Source organism: Stenotrophomonas sp. 80084_Sma, assembly GCF_056481995.1.
In genome coordinates this window covers 502,818-518,694 of sequence record NZ_CM151177.1, presented here as the reverse complement: position 1 = coordinate 518,694, position 15,877 = coordinate 502,818, and the positions used below count along the sequence as shown (strand labels likewise).

Genomic DNA, 15,877 nt, shown 5'->3' with positions numbered 1-15,877 from the left:
GACTGGCTTCACGAAAGTCCAACATCCGCTCAGGCTGGCCGGCCACCTGCGGCGTACAATCGCGTCATGGAAATCTTCAAAGTCTTCATGCTCGAGGCGGCGCACCGCCTCCCCAACGTGCCGCCGGGGCACAAGTGCGCGCGCCTGCACGGCCACTCGTTCCGGGTGGAACTGAAGGTCGAGGGCGAGCCGGGTGCGCAGACCGGCTGGATCATGGATTTCGGCGACGTGAAGGCGGCCTTCCAGCCGATCTACGACCGCCTGGACCATCACTACCTCAATGACATCCCCGGCCTGGAGAACCCGACCAGCGAGAACCTGGCGGTGTGGATCTGGAACGAGCTGAAGCCGAGCCTGCCGGCGCTGAGCGAGATCACCGTGCACGAAACCTGCACCTCGGGTTGCCGTTACCGCGGCCCAACAGCCTGATCAACCCATTGATCTGAAAGGTCCTTCAAAGGCGCCCTGGGCGCCTTTGTTATTTTTGTTGCATTGCCGCATCAACGGCGTATGCTGCACTGCATCAAGCCACTCCCTGATGCCCCCATGGCCACCGCCTTCAGCGATCGCTTCAGTGATGCCACCCGCCAGCTCGCCGCCGCGGCAACGCGCGCGAACCGGTTGGCGTTGGAGAACGCGGAAAGCATGTTCGGGGTGCAGCTGAAGGCGATAGAGCGCAACCTGACCGCGACCGGCGGCTGGCTGGGTGAACTGGCCCGCGGCGAGGATGCGGCCGGGACGCTCTCCAAGGGTGCGCAGCTGTGGCAGGACAACCTGCAGCGGCTCGGCCAGGCCCAGCAGGACGTGGTCGGGCTCGGCCTGCAGGCCGGCAAGGCCTGGTCCGAACTGGTGCAGGGCTACAACGAATCAACGGCGGACGCGAACAACCACTGACGCGACGCAACGCTCATTGCGTGGGTCCCTCCCCCCACGCAATCCGGACCCGGCAGATCCCTCCCTCTGCCGGGTCTTTTTTTGCCTGGCGTTCGGATTCCAAAGCGCTTCCTCGTCTGGACTCTCTGCGAGCTGAGGGGCCCCGCCGGGGCGGGCAGGGGCCTGGGCAAATGTCCCCCGGCGCCGGCCGTTGGCCGTCACCTCCTCCTTTACTTTGCCCAGACCCCTGCCCACCCCGACGAGGCTCGGCTTACGGCAGGTAAAGCGCAGCGCTCGTGGCGCCTTTCAACTAGGCGCCGATGAACTCCGAACGCGGGGCGGATGCCCTTGCGTACGAAGTAAAGGGGGAGGTGACGGCCAACGGCCGGCGCCGGAGGACATTCGTACGCAAGGGCATCCGCCCCGCGCCACGATGATTCAATCCGCCGCACGCGATGCAGAAACGGCTCAGCGCCCGCGACCACCGTGCCAATGCTGGTGCCACGCCTGGAACATCAGCACGTTCCACAGATGCGTGTGCCACTTGCGCTCGCCACGCAGGAACGCCTCCCAGATACCGCGCACGCGCGCAACATCGAAACACCCCTGGTTGCGCAACAGCTGCGGGTCCAGCAGCGCCTCCGCCCAATCGCGCAGCGGGCCCGCCAGCCAACGCGCCATCGGCGGGCCGAAGCCGCGCTTGGGACGGTACACCAGCGGTTCCGGCAGGTAGCGCGCCAGCAGGTGCTTGAGGATCCGCTTGTGCTCACCATCGTGGTACTTCAGGTGCTGCGGCAGGCGCCAGGCCAGGCGCACCACCTCCATGTCCAGCAGCGGCGCGCGGGTTTCCACGCCGGCCGCCATGCCGGCACGGTCGACCTTGGCGAGGATGCCCTCGGCCAGATCCATGCGGAAATCCAACAGCTGGATGCGCGCCTCGGCCGGCAGCGCAGTGTCCTGCTGCTGGAAGATCGTCATCGGCTCACGTGCGCCCAGCACCACCTGCGCCGGCTGCCGCCAGCGGGTGACACGTTGCAGGTAATGCCCTTCCACATCGTTGGCGGCGACTTCCGCCACCAGTGCGCGCCAGCCGCCCAGGCGGCCGCGCTCGACATTCATGCGGTTGCCGCTGCGCCGCGCCAGATCACGCACCCAGTCCGGCAGGCCACCGCACAGGCGCGCATTGCGCAGCGCGCGGCCATAGCTGGGGTGGCCGAAGAACAGTTCATCGCCACCGTCGCCGGTGAGGGCCACCGGCTTGCGCGCGCCCAGCAGTTCACTGGCCAGCAGGGTCGGCAGCTGCGAGGCATCGGCGAACGGTTCGCACCAGACCTGTGGCAGCCGCTGCAGCAGATCCAGGCCTTGTCGCGCGTCCATCCGGTGCAGATGATGCTGCACGCCCAGATGCCGCGCGACCTGCGAGGCCCAATCGCTTTCGTCGTGGCCGGGATCGTCGAAGCCGACCGTCCAGGCCTCGATCGGCAGCGTCGACTGCGCCTGCATCATCGCGGTCACCAGCGACGAGTCGGTGCCGCCAGACAGGAACGCACCGCAGGCCAGCGGCGAATGCATGCGTGCCGCGATCGCCTTCTGCAACACCACTTCCAGCTGGTCGGTGGCCTGTTCCAGGCTCGGCGCCGGCTGCAGGGGTTCCTGCAGCGCACTCTGCATCGCATCGCGTGCGCACCAGTAGCGCGCGCCCCCTTCCGCCGCCTGGCTGGAACCGCCGGCGGCGTGGTCATCCAGATCGACGCGCAGCACCGCGCCGGCCACCAGCTTGTGGATGCCGCGGTAGATGGTGTGCGGCGCCGGCACATAGTCGTGGCGCAGCAGCAGGCTCAGCGCATCCTGGTCGATGCTCGGGGCGAAACCGGCGAAGGCCTGCAGCGCCTTCATTTCCGAGGCGAACAGGAACTGGCCCTGGAACCAGCCGTAATACAGCGGCCGCTCGCCCACCGGATCACGCGCCAGCCACAACGCTCGCGACTCACGGTCCCAGACGCTGAAACCGAACGCGCCTTCGATACGCGACAGCGCCCGCTCTACGCCCCATTCAACGATCGCCTGCAGCAGCAGCCGGGCGTCACTGCAGCTGCGTGGCAGATCGCGCAGCTGCGACTGCAGGTCAGCCCGGTTGTACAGGCGACCGTCCAGGCACAGCACGTAACGGCCACAGTCCGAGCTCAGTGGCTGCAGCGGGGTGTCGGTCGGCGCCCGGCAGTGACCCAGCGCCAGGCCGGCCTCGGCGTCGGTCCAGTAACCGATGCGGCCACGGCCACGCTGCTGCAGGGCGCGCAGCATCGGCGCCAGCTGCTGCAGCAGATGTTCGTCCTCGGCGGGCGGCAACCAGGCCCCGACCACGCCGCTCATCGGGCACCTCCGCAGCGGCAGCGGCGGGACGGGTTCAGCAGGCAGGGGGCGGCGAGCGACATGGGAACGGCACGCGGAGCGGAGGAGACTCCATGCTCGGCGCCCCACCTGCCCCGCGTCAGTCGCTTTGCTGTCAGCGATGGTCACCAGACGTATCACGAAGGTAACGTTTTGTAACGGCAACAAGCTATGCTGGACGCCAAGTTGTTGCCAGGCCTGAGGCCCGGCCCGAGCGCCAGCAACCCCGGCTGAATGGCGCCCGCCCCCGGGACCCGGGCGGCCCGCAGGCTGGGATAGCATCGCCGCGCTCGTGCCGTGGCGGTACGTACGCCCCACGGAGGCCTTGAAAATGCTGGATATCGTACTGGTTGAAGACGATGCCCGCCTGGGTACGATGGTCAGCGACTATCTGCAGCGGCATGGCTATCAGGTGGCCCATGAGCGCAGTGGCGAGCGCGCGGTGGCCCGGATCCTGGCCGAGAAGCCGGCCCTGGTCCTGCTCGATGTCGGCCTGCCCGACCAGGATGGTTTCGAAGTGTGTCGGCAGATCCGGCCCCACTATGACGGCATCATCTGTGTGCTGACCGCCCGCACCGACAACATCGACCAGGTGCTGGGACTGGAGCTGGGGGCCGACGATTACATCGGTAAACCCATCGAACCGCGGGTGCTGCTCGCCCGCCTGCGTGCCCACCTGCGCCGCCATCGCCGGGTCGAACCGCGCGACGGCAGCCTGCGCTTCGGCGAGCTGAACATCGACCCGTCCACCCGCAACGTGCACCTGCAGGGCGGCCTGCTGGAGCTGACCACGGCCGAGTTCGACCTGCTGTTCCTGCTGGCCAGCAACGCCGGCCAGATCCTGGACCGCGATGCGCTGCTGCGCGGCCTGCGTGGCATCGCCTTTGACGGCCTGGACCGTTCGATCGATGCGCGCATCTCGCGCCTGCGCCGCAAGCTGGGCGACAACCCTGAACAACCGGAGCGGATCAAGACCGTCCGTGGACGCGGCTACCTGTTCAGCCGCTCGGCATGGGGATGAAGCGCACGCACTCGGCGATGCGCGGCCACGCCTTCCACTTCCTGCGCTACGGCATCGGCTTCCTGGTCGCCCACCTGCTGCTGATCGTGCTGGGCCTGTGGGCCTGGGATGCGCTGCTGGAAGACCGCACCGAAGCCAGCCTGCTGGCCGAGATGCGTGGCACCCATGCGCTGCTGCAGCAACGCTTCGCGGAAACACCACGTGACCAGTGGCCGGCGCTGGCACGAGGGCTCGACGCCGACTTCGCCTATGCCCTGCGGATGGTGCCGCTGGCCGAGGCGGAGAAGGCGCTGTCGACCAGCCAGCGACCGCCGTTCAACAACGGCCGTGTGCAGATCGACCTGGAACACATGCGCAGCCTGCAGCGGATCGGCGACAGCGACTATGCCGTGATGCTGGGGCCACTGGATGAAGCGTTGCCTGAGGAAGGCTGGCAGGACAGCGAAGTGTCCGGCGTGGCGATCCTGCTGCTGATCCTGATGGTGGCCGTGGCGCTGCCGATGTATGTAATGGTCTACCGCCTGTGGCGCGATGTGTCGCAGCTGGCACAGGCGGCGCGGCAGATGCGCGACGGCCAGCTGGATACGCGTGCGCCGCGTGCCGGCACCGCGCTGGTGCGGCCGCTGGCCAATGCCTTCAACCACATGGCCGAGCAGCTGCAGCAGCTGCTGGAGAGCCAGCGCGTGCTGGCGCAGGCGGTCGCGCATGAAGTGCGCACGCCGTTGGCGCGGATGCGTTTCGGCCTGGCCGACCTGGAGGACACCGCGCTGGACGAGATACAGCGCGATGCGCTGGGCGGGCTGCGCACCGATGTCGATCGGCTGCAGCACCTCACCGATGCCGGCGTCGAGTACGCCGCGCTGGGCCGCTGCCATCAGCTGACCCGCCAGCGCCTGCAGCTGGCGGCACTGGTCCGTGGCGTGGTGGCCCAGTTCGCACCGCTGCCGCTGCCGGTACAGCAGGTGCTGTCGCCGGCAGGCCTGGTCAACGTCAACCGGCATATGCTGGAACTGGCGCTGCGCAACCTGCTCGGCAATGCCCTGCGTTACGCACGGCGGCAGATCCGTATCGCCAGCACGGTCAACGACGGCTGGCTGTGCCTGCAGGTGGAGGACGACGGCCCCGGTATCGCGCCCGAACTGCGCGGCCAGGTACTGCAACCCTATGTGCGGCTGGATCCGGGCAGCCCCGGTTTCGGCCTCGGCCTGGCGCTGGTGCAGGTGGTGGCCGACAAGCATGGCGGCCACGTTGAAGTGACCGATTCGGAGCTGGGCGGTGCCTGCATCCGCCTGCACCTGCCGCTGGAAAGCGGCGGTGCCGTGGAGAGCGAGGCGGCCTGCTAGGCCGCCGGCTCCGCGCGCGGCAACGCGAACACGAACAGCGCGCCACGCTCACTGTCACGCAGTTCGATGCGGCGGCCATGCAGCTGCACGATCCGCTGCACGATCAGCAGGCCAAGCCCACCGTTCTCGCCACGCCGTGCGCCCAGCGCGGCCGGCGCCTGGAACAACTGCGCACGCAGCGCCGCTGCCACGCCGGGACCATCATCGGCCACGCTCACCTCGATGCTGTCCGCGGTCGCACGCAGGCACACTTCGATCCGGCCACCTTCCGGTGCGTGCCGCAATGCATTGTCGAGCAGGTTGGTCAGCACGCGCTCGACCAGGCCCAGGTCGGCACGCACCAGCGGCAGGCCGGGCGGGAACGCGGCGTGCAGGCGCTGGTTGCGTGCCTGCGCCGCCAGCTCGAATTTCTGCAGTACGTCCTGCAGCAGTTCCGGCAGCGCGAACACTTCCCACTCCAGGCGCACTTCGCCATGCTCCAGCCGCGCCAGCTCGAACAGCGCGCGCGCCAGCCGACCAACCTTGGCGCTCTGCGCCAGCGCGATACCGAGGTAACGGCGGCGCTCGTCCGGGGACAGCGTGGCGTCCTTCAGCGCCAGCGTTTCCAGGTAGCCGTGCAGCGACGACAACGGCGTGCGCAGGTCATGCGAGATGTTGGCCACCAGTTCGCGCCGCTGCAGGTCCTGCTGGCGCAGCTGCTGCCATTGCTCCCCCAGGCGCTGCGCCATCTGCGCATGTGCGTGTTCCAGGATCACCAGTTCATCGCGCTCACCGGGCCGCAGTGGCTCCGGCGGCGGCAGTGGGGTCGGCGCGTCGATGTCGAACGCCTGGATGCGTCGGGTCAGGCGCCGCAGCGGACGCGTCACCCAGTAGAACGCCACCAGCCCGGCAAACAGGCCGAGGCCCCCCACCAGCACGACTGACCACAGCGTGGTGTTCCATTGGCTGCCCGCGGCAAGATCGTCGGCGAGCATCTGCCGGTGCTCGCCGACCAGCACCACGTATACATAGCCGGCCGGCCGGCCCTGCACGATCAATGGTGCGGCGCTGAACACCTTGCGGCCATCGGCGCTGCGCGGGTCATCACCGAGGATCGGCAGCGGCGCACCGGCCAGCAGGCGACGCAACGGTGCCACGTCCACCTTGTTGCGCACCAGATGCCCACTGGGTGCATCGTGGCCGAGGATGCGACCCTGGTCGTCCAGCAGGTAGACCTCGACGCTGGGATTGACCGCCATCAGCTGGCCGAACAGCGCACGCACCGCCGCATCGCGCATGCCGCTGGTGTCCATCAGTTCGCTGCGCTGGGCGATGTGTTCGGCCAGGCCCAGCGACAGCCGCTGCACCACTTCCTGCTCATGGCGGGTGTTGGCGCGCATCTGCAGTGCCAGCAACGCCATGCAGCACATCAGCATCAGCGCGGCGATCACCGCCGCCAGCTTCTGCCATAGATTGGGCTTGATCATGCCGCCGCCCCGGCCGGGTCGACCAGCTTGTAGCCGCGGCCCCACACCGTCAGCAGCCGCCGCGGGTTGGCCGGGTCCGGCTCGATCTTGCTGCGCAGGCGGTTGATATGGGTATTGACCGTATGCTCGTAACCATCGTGCTGATAGCCCCAGACCTGGTTGAGCAGCTCCATGCGCGCGAACACCTGGTCCGGATGACGGGCGAAGAACAGCAGCAGATCAAATTCGCGCGGCGTCAGCTCCAACGTATTGCCATCCACCGACGCGGTGCGCGCGACCGGATCCAGCTGCAGCCCGCCCAGCTCGATCGCGCCGGCATCGATGCGCGCGCTCTGCGCCATCGCCTCGGCGCGGCGCAGCAGCGCGCGCACCCGTGCCACCAGTTCCGGCATCGAAAAAGGTTTTGCCAGGTAATCGTCCGCGCCGAGTTCCAGGCCGACGATCCGCTGCGTTTCGCTGCCGCGCGCGCTGATGATGATGATCGGTACATAGCGCGCCATCGCGCGTGCACGCTGGCACACCTGCAGCCCATCCACGCCGGGCAGCATCACGTCCAGCACCAGTGCATCCCACGGGCCGTCCTGCTCGAGCAGGCGCAGGCCGGCATCGCCGCTGGCGGCATGGGCGACGTCGTAACCCTCATCGCCCAGATGCATGCGCAGCAGGTCGGCGATGTGGGCATCGTCTTCAACGATCAGCACGCGTTTGGTGGACATCGGCAGCTCGGGGCCAGTGGGGAGGCTGGCTGCATTGTGGCGCGGGACGGCCGCCGATACCTCACGAAAAATTGAATTCTGCGTGAGGATTCGTTGACCCGGGCGGGCGCAGCATGGCCCCGTCGCCCCTTCCCGGAGTCCGCCATGTCCCTCTCCCGCCGCCATCTGTTGGGCCTGGGCGGTGTTGCCACCGCCGCCGGCCTGCTCGGCCTGGGGGCCTGCAGCCGCGCCGCCCCGGCGGCCGCTGAAGCACGCCCGCCGCGACAGTTCGAGGTCATGCACAGCGATGCGCAGTGGCGCCAGCAGCTGACCCCGGCGCAGTACGCGGTGCTGCGCCAGCAGGCCACCGAGCGCCCGTACAGCAGCCCGCTCAACAAGGAACATCGGCAGGGCACTTTCGCCTGCGCCGGCTGTGCACTGCCGCTGTTCTCCTCGTCCACCAAGTTCGAGAGCGGCACCGGCTGGCCCAGCTTCTGGGCACCGCTGCACAACGCCATCGGCGAAGACCGCGACGTCACCTTCGGGATGCTGCGGGTGGAGGTGCATTGCCGCCGCTGCGGCGGCCATCTCGGCCATGTGTTCAACGATGGGCCACGCCCGACCGGGCTGCGCTACTGCATGAACGGTGCGGCGATGGTGTTCGTTCCCGGTGCCACTGATGGCACTGCCGACGGCTGGCGGGTGCCGGTCGGCTCTTCCCCTGCTTCCGGAGCCTGACGATGCTGCTGTTGCTGCTTGCCTATCTGGGGGGCGCGCTGACCCTGCTCAGCCCCTGCATCCTGCCGGTGCTGCCGTTCGTGTTCGCGCGTGCCGATCGCCCGTTCCTGCGCAGCACGCTGCCGTTGCTGCTGGGCATGGCGCTCACCTTCACCGTGGTCGCCAGCCTGGCCGCGGTGGGCAGCCAATGGGTGGCGCAGGCCAACCAGGTTGGACGCTGGATCGCCCTGCTGCTGATGGCGCTGTTCGCGATCGCGCTGCTCTGGCCGCGGCTGGCCGACCACCTGCTGGCACCGTTCCAGCGCGTGGGTGCCCGCCTGAGCGCACGCGCCGATGCGGCGGATGCCGCGGGGCACGGCGGCGCGTGGACCTCGCTGCTGATCGGCATCGCCACTGGCCTGCTGTGGGCGCCGTGCGCCGGGCCGATCCTCGGCCTGGTGCTGACCGGTGCTGCCCTGCATGGCGCCAGCGTCGGTACCAGCACCCTGCTGCTTGCCTATGCATCGGGTGCGATCACCGCGCTGGCGCTGGCGGTGTGGGTCGGCGGCCGGGTGTTCCGTGCGCTGCAGGCGCAGCTCGGCCTCGGCGATGTCCTGCGCAAGGTGCTGGGTGTAGCCGCGCTGCTGGCCGTCGTGGCGATCGGCCTCGGCTGGGATACCGGCCTGCTGACCCGTCTTTCAACGGTCAGCACCGCGCGTATCGAGCAAAGCCTGCTGGACGCAGTGCCCGGCGCGCAGCCGGCGGCACCACCGATGATGATGATGGCCGGCGCCAATGCAGGTGCCGATGCACCGCTGCCGGTGGAAGGCACCCTGCCCGCGCTGGATGGCGCCACCGGCTGGCTCAACAGCCCGCCGCTGAGTGCACAGCAGCTGCGCGGCAAGGTGGTGCTGGTCGATTTCTGGACGTACTCCTGCATCAACTGCCTGCGCGCGATGCCGTTCGTGCACGAATGGGAACGTCGCTACCGTGACCATGGGCTGGTGGTGCTCGGCGTGCACACGCCGGAGTTCGCCTTCGAACGCAACCCGAGCAATGTGATGAAGGCGGTGCAGCAGCTGAAGGTCGAGTACCCGGTGGTGCTCGACAACCAGTACACGATCTGGCGCGCCTTCAACAACCGCTACTGGCCGGCACAGTACTTCGTCGACGCGCAGGGCAACATCCGCGGCCATCAGTTCGGCGAGGGCAACTATGCGCGCTCGGAACAGATGATCCGTCGCCTGCTGACCGAAGCCGGGCAGACCAACCTGCCACCACCGGCCGATCCCGCTGCCGCCGACCTGAAGGGCGTGGCCGTGCAGGCCGACATGGGCAACCTGCGTTCGCCGGAAACCTACCTGGGCCACGCCCGCGCCGAGCAGTTCGCCTCGCCCGGCGGCCAACGCAGCGATAGCCCGTTCGACTACACGCTGCCAACCACCCTGGCACTGAACCAGTGGGGCCTGTCCGGACGCTGGACCGTCACCGACGAGGCCGCACAGCTGCAGCAGGCCGGTGGCCGCATCGCCTTCCAGTTCCACGCACGTGACCTGCACCTGGTGCTGGCACCGAACGAGGACGGCAAGCCAGTGCGCTTCCGCGTCTGGCTGGATGGCAAGCCGCTGCCCGCCGCCGATGCCGGCAGCGATGTCGACGCCGATGGCAGCGGCGTGGTCAACGAACACCGCCTGTACCAGCTGGTGCGCCAGCACGGCGCGGTCGGCCCGCATCGCTTCGAGATCGAATTCCTCGATGCGGGCGTGCAGGCCTATGCCTTCACCTTCGGTTGAAACGGGAGCACACGATGAAACTCTCTTTTGAACAAGGTATCGCCGCCGGTGTCGCCGGCTTGGTAGCTGCTGCATTGATCGCTGGCGTGCTGCTGGTCGACCACGGCGCAGTCGCGGCACCGCTGGAAGCCAGCGCGCAGGCCAAGGCACTACCGGCGCCCAGCGGCGACGCCGCGTTCCGCGATGACGCCACCCATGCCAGCGTGGTGTTCGCCGGCGGTTGCTTCTGGGGCGTGCAGGGCGTGTTCCAGCACGTCAAAGGCGTGAGCAATGCGGTGTCCGGCTACATCGGTGGCAGCGCGGCCAATGCGCGCTATGAGCGCGTCAGCGGTGGCCAGACCGGTCATGCCGAGGCGGTGAAGATCGACTACGACCCGCGCCAGGTCAGCTATGGCCAGCTGATGCAGGTGTTCTTCTCGGTGGTGCACGATCCGACCCAGCTCAATCGACAGGGGCCGGACCACGGCAGCCAGTACCGCTCGGCGATCTTCAGTGATGACGCACGCCAGCAGGCGGCCAGCCGCGCCTACATCGCCCAGCTCGGCCAGGCCGGCAGCTACCGCGCACCGATCGTCACCCAGCTGGTCAGCGGCCAGCACTTCTACCCGGCCGAGAGCTACCACCAGAACTACATGACCAACTACCCGCAGGCGGCCTACATCCGCTACTACGACGCACCGAAGCTGGCGGCACTGGGCAAGCAGTTCCCGGCGCTGTACCGGCGCGACGCGGCACTGGTGCCGATGCGGTAACGACCCGGGTAGTGCCGGCCGCTGGCCGGCTCCTGCGGATCTGGGGATCGCCGGCCAGCGGCCGGTACCACCTCCCAAAAAGACGCACGGCCATCCAGCCGTGCGCTTGGGAAGTATCGGCCGTGCCCCGATCAGGCCCGTCCGACAACGACATGCTAGGCTCGCCATCATCATGGGTACAGAACCAGATGGCGGGAAGTTCGATGGATACAGATAACCAGAGCGCGATGATCCCACCCCGCTACCAACGGCTGTCCGATGAACTGGCCGAAGCCATCCACGGCGGACGTCTCCCGGTCGGCAGCCGCCTGCCTTCACTGCGGCAGATGGCCCTGCAGCGAAGGCTCAGCCTGAACACGGTGATCGCCGCCTATCGCCAGCTGGAAGATGCCGGCCTGGTGATTCCGCGGCCCAAAGCCGGCTTCGAGGTCGCGCCGCGATTGTCGGTGCCGGAACGTTCGCTGCGCGACACGCCGTCTGCGCCCACCGCGCCGCTGCAGCAGGTGTTGATGGCTCGCGTGCTGGAGGCACAACGTCGCTCCGGAGTGATCGACCTGGCGTTCGCCGGTCCGCGCGGTCGCCAGTTCTATCCTGGCGCGCAGCTGGCCCGGCATACCGCGCAGGTGCTGCGCCACGGCCAGCAGACAGTGGAAACCTACGCGCGCCCGAACGGCTCCCCCAGGCTGCTGGCGCAGATCGTGCGTCGCGGTCCACGCATGGGCCTGCACACCCACAGCGAGCGGCTGCTGCTGACCCACGGTGCGATGGAAGGGCTGCAGCTGGCGCTACGCGCGGTCACCCAGCCCGGTGATGCGGTCGGCATCGAGGCGCCGTCCTACTTCAACCTCTACCCGTTGCTGGCCAACCTCGGCCTGCAGGCCATCGAACTGCCCACCCATCCGCAGCTCGGCCTGGATGTGGATGCGCTGGACGCGCTGCTGGAGCACACGCCGCTGGCCGCACTGGTGGTAATGCCAACCGTGCATAACCCGCTCGGCTGCACCATGCCGACCGCCGCCAAGCAACGCCTGGCCGAACTGGTCAACGCACGCCAGCTGCCGCTGATCGAAGATGCGGTGTATGCCGAGCTGCAGTTCTGCGAACCGCCGGCGCCGTTGCTGAAAGCCTTTGATCGCGATGGCTGGGTGATGGTGGTCGGCGGCTTTTCCAAGACGCTGGCGCCGGATTACCGCATCGGCTGGCTCGATGGCGGCCGCTTCGCCGAGCGCATCGCGCTGCTGAAATTCCAGTCCACCGGCGGCGAGCCGCAGCTGCTGGGCGACGCGGTGGCGGCCTATCTGGAAGCGGGCAGCTACGAGCACCACCTGCATCGCATGCGCCGGCTGTACCGCGAGCAGGTCGGACGGCTGCGCCAGCTGGTGGCCGAACACTTCCCGGCCGGCACCCGCGCCACCGAACCGCAGGGTGGCTTCCTGCTGTGGCTGGAACTGCCGGGCGTGGACACGCGCGAGCTGTTCGAACGTGCGCTGGTAGAGGACATCGTGTTCATGCCCGGCCAGGTGTATTCGCGTGGTGCGCGTTATCGCCACTGCCTGCGTCTGTCGTGCTGCCAGACCTTGGATGCGCGCTTCATCGGTGCGGTGGAGCGGCTGGGTGCGATCGCGCGGGAGCTGGCGGCTGCAGCACGGTAACGCGGGCCGCTGGCCGGCAACCTCGGGATCGCCGAGTGGATGCAGTTGCCGGCCAGCGGCCGGCACTACCCAGGATCATTCGAGCAGGTGCACGCTCAGCGCTTCGCCATCCGCTCCCGGCAGATACGGCAGCCGCCCCCAGCACGGCATCGGCAGGCGCTGCTGCAACGTCGCGATGGAACGACTGGGTGCGATTGCGCGGGAGCTGACAGCTGCAACACGGTAGTGCCGGCCGCTGGCCGGCAACCTCGGGATCGCCGGGTGGATGCAGTTGCCGGCCAGCGGCCGGCACTACCCAGGATCACTCGAGCAGGTACGCCGACAGCGCTTCGCCATCCACTCCCGGCAGATGCGGCAGCCGCCCCCAGCACGGCATCGGCAGGCGCTGCTGCAACCTCGCAATGGAACGACTGGGTGCGATCGCGCGGGAGCTGGCGGCTGCAGCACGGTAGTGCCGGCCGCTGGCCGGCAACCTCGGGATCGCCGGGTGGATACAGTTGCCGGCCAGCGGCCGGCACTACCCAGGATCATTCGAGCAGGTGCGCGCTCAGTGCTTCGCCATCCGCTCCCGGCAGATACGGCAGCCGCCCCCAGCACGGCATCGGCAGGCGCTGCTGCAACGTCGCGATGTTCTCATCCTGGCGCTGCATCACCGGGTCGATGTGGTTGCCGATCCAGCCCAGGCACTCCACGCCGCTGGCCTGCAGCGACTGCGCGGTCAGCCGCGCATGGTTGACGCAGCCCAGCCGCATGCCGACCACAAGTACTACCGGCAGATGCAATGCACACACCAGGTCAAGCTGGTCCAGCGTGGCCGAGACCGGCGCCAGCCAACCGCCAACGCCCTCCACCACCACGATGTCTGCCTGCGCGCGCAGGCGCTCGAATGCAGCCACGATCGGCGCCAGCTCCACCTGCACGCCGTCCTCGGCAGCAGCCAGCTCCGGCGCCAGCGGCTGCCGCAGCGCATACGGGTTCAGGTCGGCATAGTCCGGCACCGGCCAGCTGGCCGCCTGCAATGCCAGCGCGTCCTCGTTGCGCAGGCCCTGCCCCAGATCCTCACTGCCACTGGCCACCGGCTTCATTCCGACCGCGCGCAGGCCGCGCCGGCGCAGTGCATGCAGCAGCGCGGTGCTGGCCGCAGTCTTGCCGATCTCGGTATCGGTGCCGGTGACGAACAGGGCAGGCGGCAGCGTGGCGGGCAACGGCATCGATAAGCTCCAGCGGGGCAACAGAGCCTGCATTATCGCCGGCCCGGCGCGCTTGCTAGACTGCGGGCATGTTCGCCAATGCCTCGCTTACCGGCAGCAAGCCGGAACAATACGCCCAGCTGCTGGAACAGGCCCGCGGCCTGGTCTACGCCGAGTCCGACCGCATCGCCAACGCGGCCAACCTCTCCGCACTGGTCTATCACGCTCTGCCCGACCTGAACTGGGTGGGCTTCTACCTGTACGACGGCAAGGAACTGGTGGTCGGGCCATTCCAGGGCCTGCCGGCCTGCGTGCGCATCCCGCTGGACAAGGGCGTGTGCGGTGCCGCCGCCAGCCAGCGCGTGACCCAGCGCGTGGAGGACGTCGATGCCTTTCCCGGCCACATCGCCTGCGATTCGGCCTCGCGTTCGGAACTGGTGGTGCCACTGCTGCGCGGCGATGAACTGATCGGCGTGTTCGACATCGACAGCCCGAAAGTCGGCCGCTTCGATGCCGACGACCAAGCCGGCCTGGAAGCGATCGCCCGCGTGTTCGTCGAGGCGCTGGGATGAGCGCACCGAAGCTGCGCAACATCGGCCCGAAGAGTGCGGCGTGGCTGCGTCAGGTCGGCCTGCGCAGCCGCGAGGATCTGGTTGCGATCGGCGCGGTCGGTGCCTTCGTCAAGGTCAAGCGCGCCGGCTTCAAGCCCAGCCTGAACCTGCTCTATTCACTGGAAGGCGCGCTGCTGGACTGCCATTGGCAGGAACTGAGCGAGCCGCAGCGTGAGGCGCTGGTGCAGGATTACGAAGCGCGCATCACTGCGCATCCGCTGAAGGCGGCCGGCCCCGCTTCGGGCCCGGTGCATGAGCAGCGCTTCGATGCTGACGACGACGCTGAGGACAGCGTGGCCGAGCGCGCGGACGAGGATTGAGGCCTCCGCGTTCCTGGGGATGCCGGCCAGCGGCCGGCACTACCACTGTGATGCGGGATCGGTAGCGCCGGGTCATGCCCGGCGAGTGCGGTCAGGGCTGCTGCAGCTCCAGCAGTTCGCCCACCAGCCCGACCTCGCCGCGCTCCAGCCACACCCGCAGGCGTGTGCCGTGGTCAATACGCAGGGCCCAGCACAGCGACATCGGCAGGCCGCAGACCTGCGACAGCACCATGCGCAGCGGGCCGCCGTGGCTGACCACCAGCGTCGGCACCGGATCGTCATCATCAAGCAGGCGATCCAGCGCGCGCGCGATGCGCCGCTCGAAGTGGCCCCAGCTTTCGCCGTTCGGCGGCGGGAATGCATGCGGGTCGGCATGGAAGGCCGCCAATGCATCCTCCGGCAGGTCGAACAGCGACTGTCCGTCCCACTCGCCGAAATCCAGCTCTTCCCATTCCTCGTCCGCTTCCACGTCCAGCCCGCGCGGGGTGGCCAGGGCCATCGCCGTGTGCAGCGAGCGCAGCCGCGGCGAACTGATCACCCGCTCCCAGGGCTGCGCAGCGTAGGCGTCGACCAGTTCCTGCGGCAGGCGGGCCAGCTGCGGTGGATCGCTGCGGCCATCGAGGAACTCATCGCGACCGTTGCCGGCATGGCGGACCAGGTCGAGGATCATGCGTGCGTCCTGTACAGGCAACGCGGGAAAAGCGGAAAACGGGCGGACATCGGCAACGGCACCACGGGATCGAGGGACCATTCTAAGGGCACAGCAAAGGCAGTCGAGCAGGCTCGACGCTACGGGCCGCCTGCGATGCCGTAGACTGCGCGCACTTCCAGGTGACCTGCGGCCACGGCCGGCAGGTTGAAACGGGAAGCCGGTGACGCGTGTTTCCACGCCATGCCGGCGCTGCCCCCGCAACGGTAAGCACGTCAGTTCCAGGCAACAACGCCACTGTGCCGCAGGCATGGGAAGGCGCCTGGACGGTGGCCTCGCGCCACCCGGCGGCAAGCCCGGAGACCGGCCAGGAAGCCTCAGGTCGCGATGCGGTGGGCATGGCGCTG

The 15,877-nt window shown here is 68.5% G+C and carries 15 protein-coding genes and 1 riboswitch; of the genes, 10 read left to right on the top strand and 5 right to left on the bottom strand.

The window, feature by feature from the left end:
• The first annotated feature begins 66 nt into the window (after positions 1-66).
• Positions 67-429 (top strand): 6-carboxytetrahydropterin synthase QueD, encoded by a 363-nt coding sequence (queD, locus tag ACZK3W_RS02385; RefSeq protein ID WP_005407953.1) that lies wholly within the window; start codon positions 67-69, stop codon positions 427-429.
• A gap of 117 nt (positions 430-546) precedes the next feature.
• The gene (locus ACZK3W_RS02380) at positions 547-894 is read left to right on the top strand and encodes a phasin family protein (protein WP_478450391.1); all 348 of its coding nucleotides are present in this window, start codon (positions 547-549) and stop codon (positions 892-894) included.
• A 447-nt stretch (positions 895-1,341) separates the two neighbouring features.
• On the opposite strand, the gene asnB is transcribed toward ACZK3W_RS02380, so the two are convergent.
• Positions 1,342-3,243, bottom strand: a complete 1,902-nt coding sequence (asnB, locus tag ACZK3W_RS02375; protein WP_180837566.1) for an asparagine synthase (glutamine-hydrolyzing) — start codon at positions 3,241-3,243, stop codon at positions 1,342-1,344.
• Between the two features lie 349 nt (positions 3,244-3,592).
• On the opposite strand from asnB, the gene ACZK3W_RS02370 reads away from it, so the two are divergent.
• Together ACZK3W_RS02370 and ACZK3W_RS02365 are read left to right on the top strand one after the other, a co-directional pair.
• A complete protein-coding gene (locus tag ACZK3W_RS02370) occupies positions 3,593-4,282 on the top strand; it encodes a winged helix-turn-helix domain-containing protein (protein WP_010484092.1) in 690 nt (229 codons plus the stop codon).
• Positions 4,279-5,625 carry an ATP-binding protein gene (locus ACZK3W_RS02365; RefSeq protein ID WP_125892479.1) on the top strand — a complete coding sequence of 449 codons (1,347 nt, stop codon included), beginning with the start codon at positions 4,279-4,281 and terminating at the stop codon, positions 5,623-5,625. Before ACZK3W_RS02370 ends, ACZK3W_RS02365 begins: the two co-directional genes overlap by 4 nt.
• Here the strand turns inward: ACZK3W_RS02365 and ACZK3W_RS02360 are convergent.
• Both ACZK3W_RS02360 and ACZK3W_RS02355 read right to left on the bottom strand, forming a co-directional pair.
• A complete protein-coding gene (locus ACZK3W_RS02360) occupies positions 5,622-7,091 on the bottom strand; it encodes a sensor histidine kinase (protein ID WP_180837565.1) in 1,470 nt (489 codons plus the stop codon). The two genes, ACZK3W_RS02365 and ACZK3W_RS02360, sit on opposite strands and share 4 nt — an antisense overlap.
• Positions 7,088-7,807, bottom strand: coding sequence for a response regulator transcription factor (locus ACZK3W_RS02355; RefSeq protein ID WP_014645826.1), 720 nt, complete (start codon positions 7,805-7,807; stop codon positions 7,088-7,090). The genes ACZK3W_RS02360 and ACZK3W_RS02355 overlap by 4 nt, the downstream gene beginning before the upstream one ends.
• A 144-nt stretch (positions 7,808-7,951) precedes the next feature.
• Between ACZK3W_RS02355 and msrB the strand changes: the two genes are divergently transcribed.
• The 4 genes from msrB to ACZK3W_RS02335 all read left to right on the top strand — a co-directional run bounded on the left by msrB (position 7,952) and on the right by ACZK3W_RS02335 (position 12,700).
• Positions 7,952-8,524, top strand: a complete 573-nt coding sequence (gene msrB / locus ACZK3W_RS02350; RefSeq protein ID WP_049398356.1) for a peptide-methionine (R)-S-oxide reductase MsrB — start codon at positions 7,952-7,954, stop codon at positions 8,522-8,524.
• A 2-nt stretch (positions 8,525-8,526) separates the two neighbouring features.
• Entirely contained in the window at positions 8,527-10,296 is a 1,770-nt protein-coding gene (locus ACZK3W_RS02345; RefSeq protein WP_478450390.1) for a cytochrome c biogenesis protein DipZ, read from the top strand.
• 14 nt (positions 10,297-10,310) lie between these two features.
• Entirely contained in the window at positions 10,311-11,048 is a 738-nt protein-coding gene (gene msrA, locus ACZK3W_RS02340) for a peptide-methionine (S)-S-oxide reductase MsrA (RefSeq protein ID WP_197585374.1), read from the top strand.
• 203 nt (positions 11,049-11,251) lie between these two features.
• Positions 11,252-12,700: an aminotransferase-like domain-containing protein gene (locus tag ACZK3W_RS02335; RefSeq protein WP_478450389.1), complete on the top strand. Its 1,449-nt coding sequence runs from the start codon at positions 11,252-11,254 to the stop codon at positions 12,698-12,700.
• Between the two features lie 527 nt (positions 12,701-13,227).
• Here ACZK3W_RS02335 and bioD read toward each other — a convergent pair.
• Complete coding sequence (gene bioD / locus ACZK3W_RS02330; RefSeq protein ID WP_478450388.1) at positions 13,228-13,911, bottom strand: dethiobiotin synthase; 684 nt, start codon at positions 13,909-13,911, stop codon at positions 13,228-13,230.
• Positions 13,912-13,979: 68 nt separating this feature from the next.
• Between bioD and ACZK3W_RS02325 the strand changes: the two genes are divergently transcribed.
• A complete protein-coding gene (locus ACZK3W_RS02325; RefSeq protein ID WP_005407940.1) occupies positions 13,980-14,462 on the top strand; it encodes a GAF domain-containing protein in 483 nt (160 codons plus the stop codon).
• A complete protein-coding gene (locus ACZK3W_RS02320) occupies positions 14,459-14,821 on the top strand; it encodes a TfoX/Sxy family protein (RefSeq protein ID WP_189720528.1) in 363 nt (120 codons plus the stop codon). Before ACZK3W_RS02325 ends, ACZK3W_RS02320 begins: the two co-directional genes overlap by 4 nt.
• A 91-nt stretch (positions 14,822-14,912) precedes the next feature.
• Here the strand turns inward: ACZK3W_RS02320 and ACZK3W_RS02315 are convergent, their stop codons facing one another.
• The gene (locus ACZK3W_RS02315) at positions 14,913-15,491 is read right to left on the bottom strand and encodes a histidine phosphatase family protein (protein WP_110710947.1); all 579 of its coding nucleotides are present in this window, start codon (positions 15,489-15,491) and stop codon (positions 14,913-14,915) included.
• Positions 15,492-15,633: 142 nt separating this feature from the next.
• Positions 15,634-15,856: riboswitch (cobalamin riboswitch) on the top strand.
• The last annotated feature ends 21 nt before the right edge of the window (positions 15,857-15,877 follow it).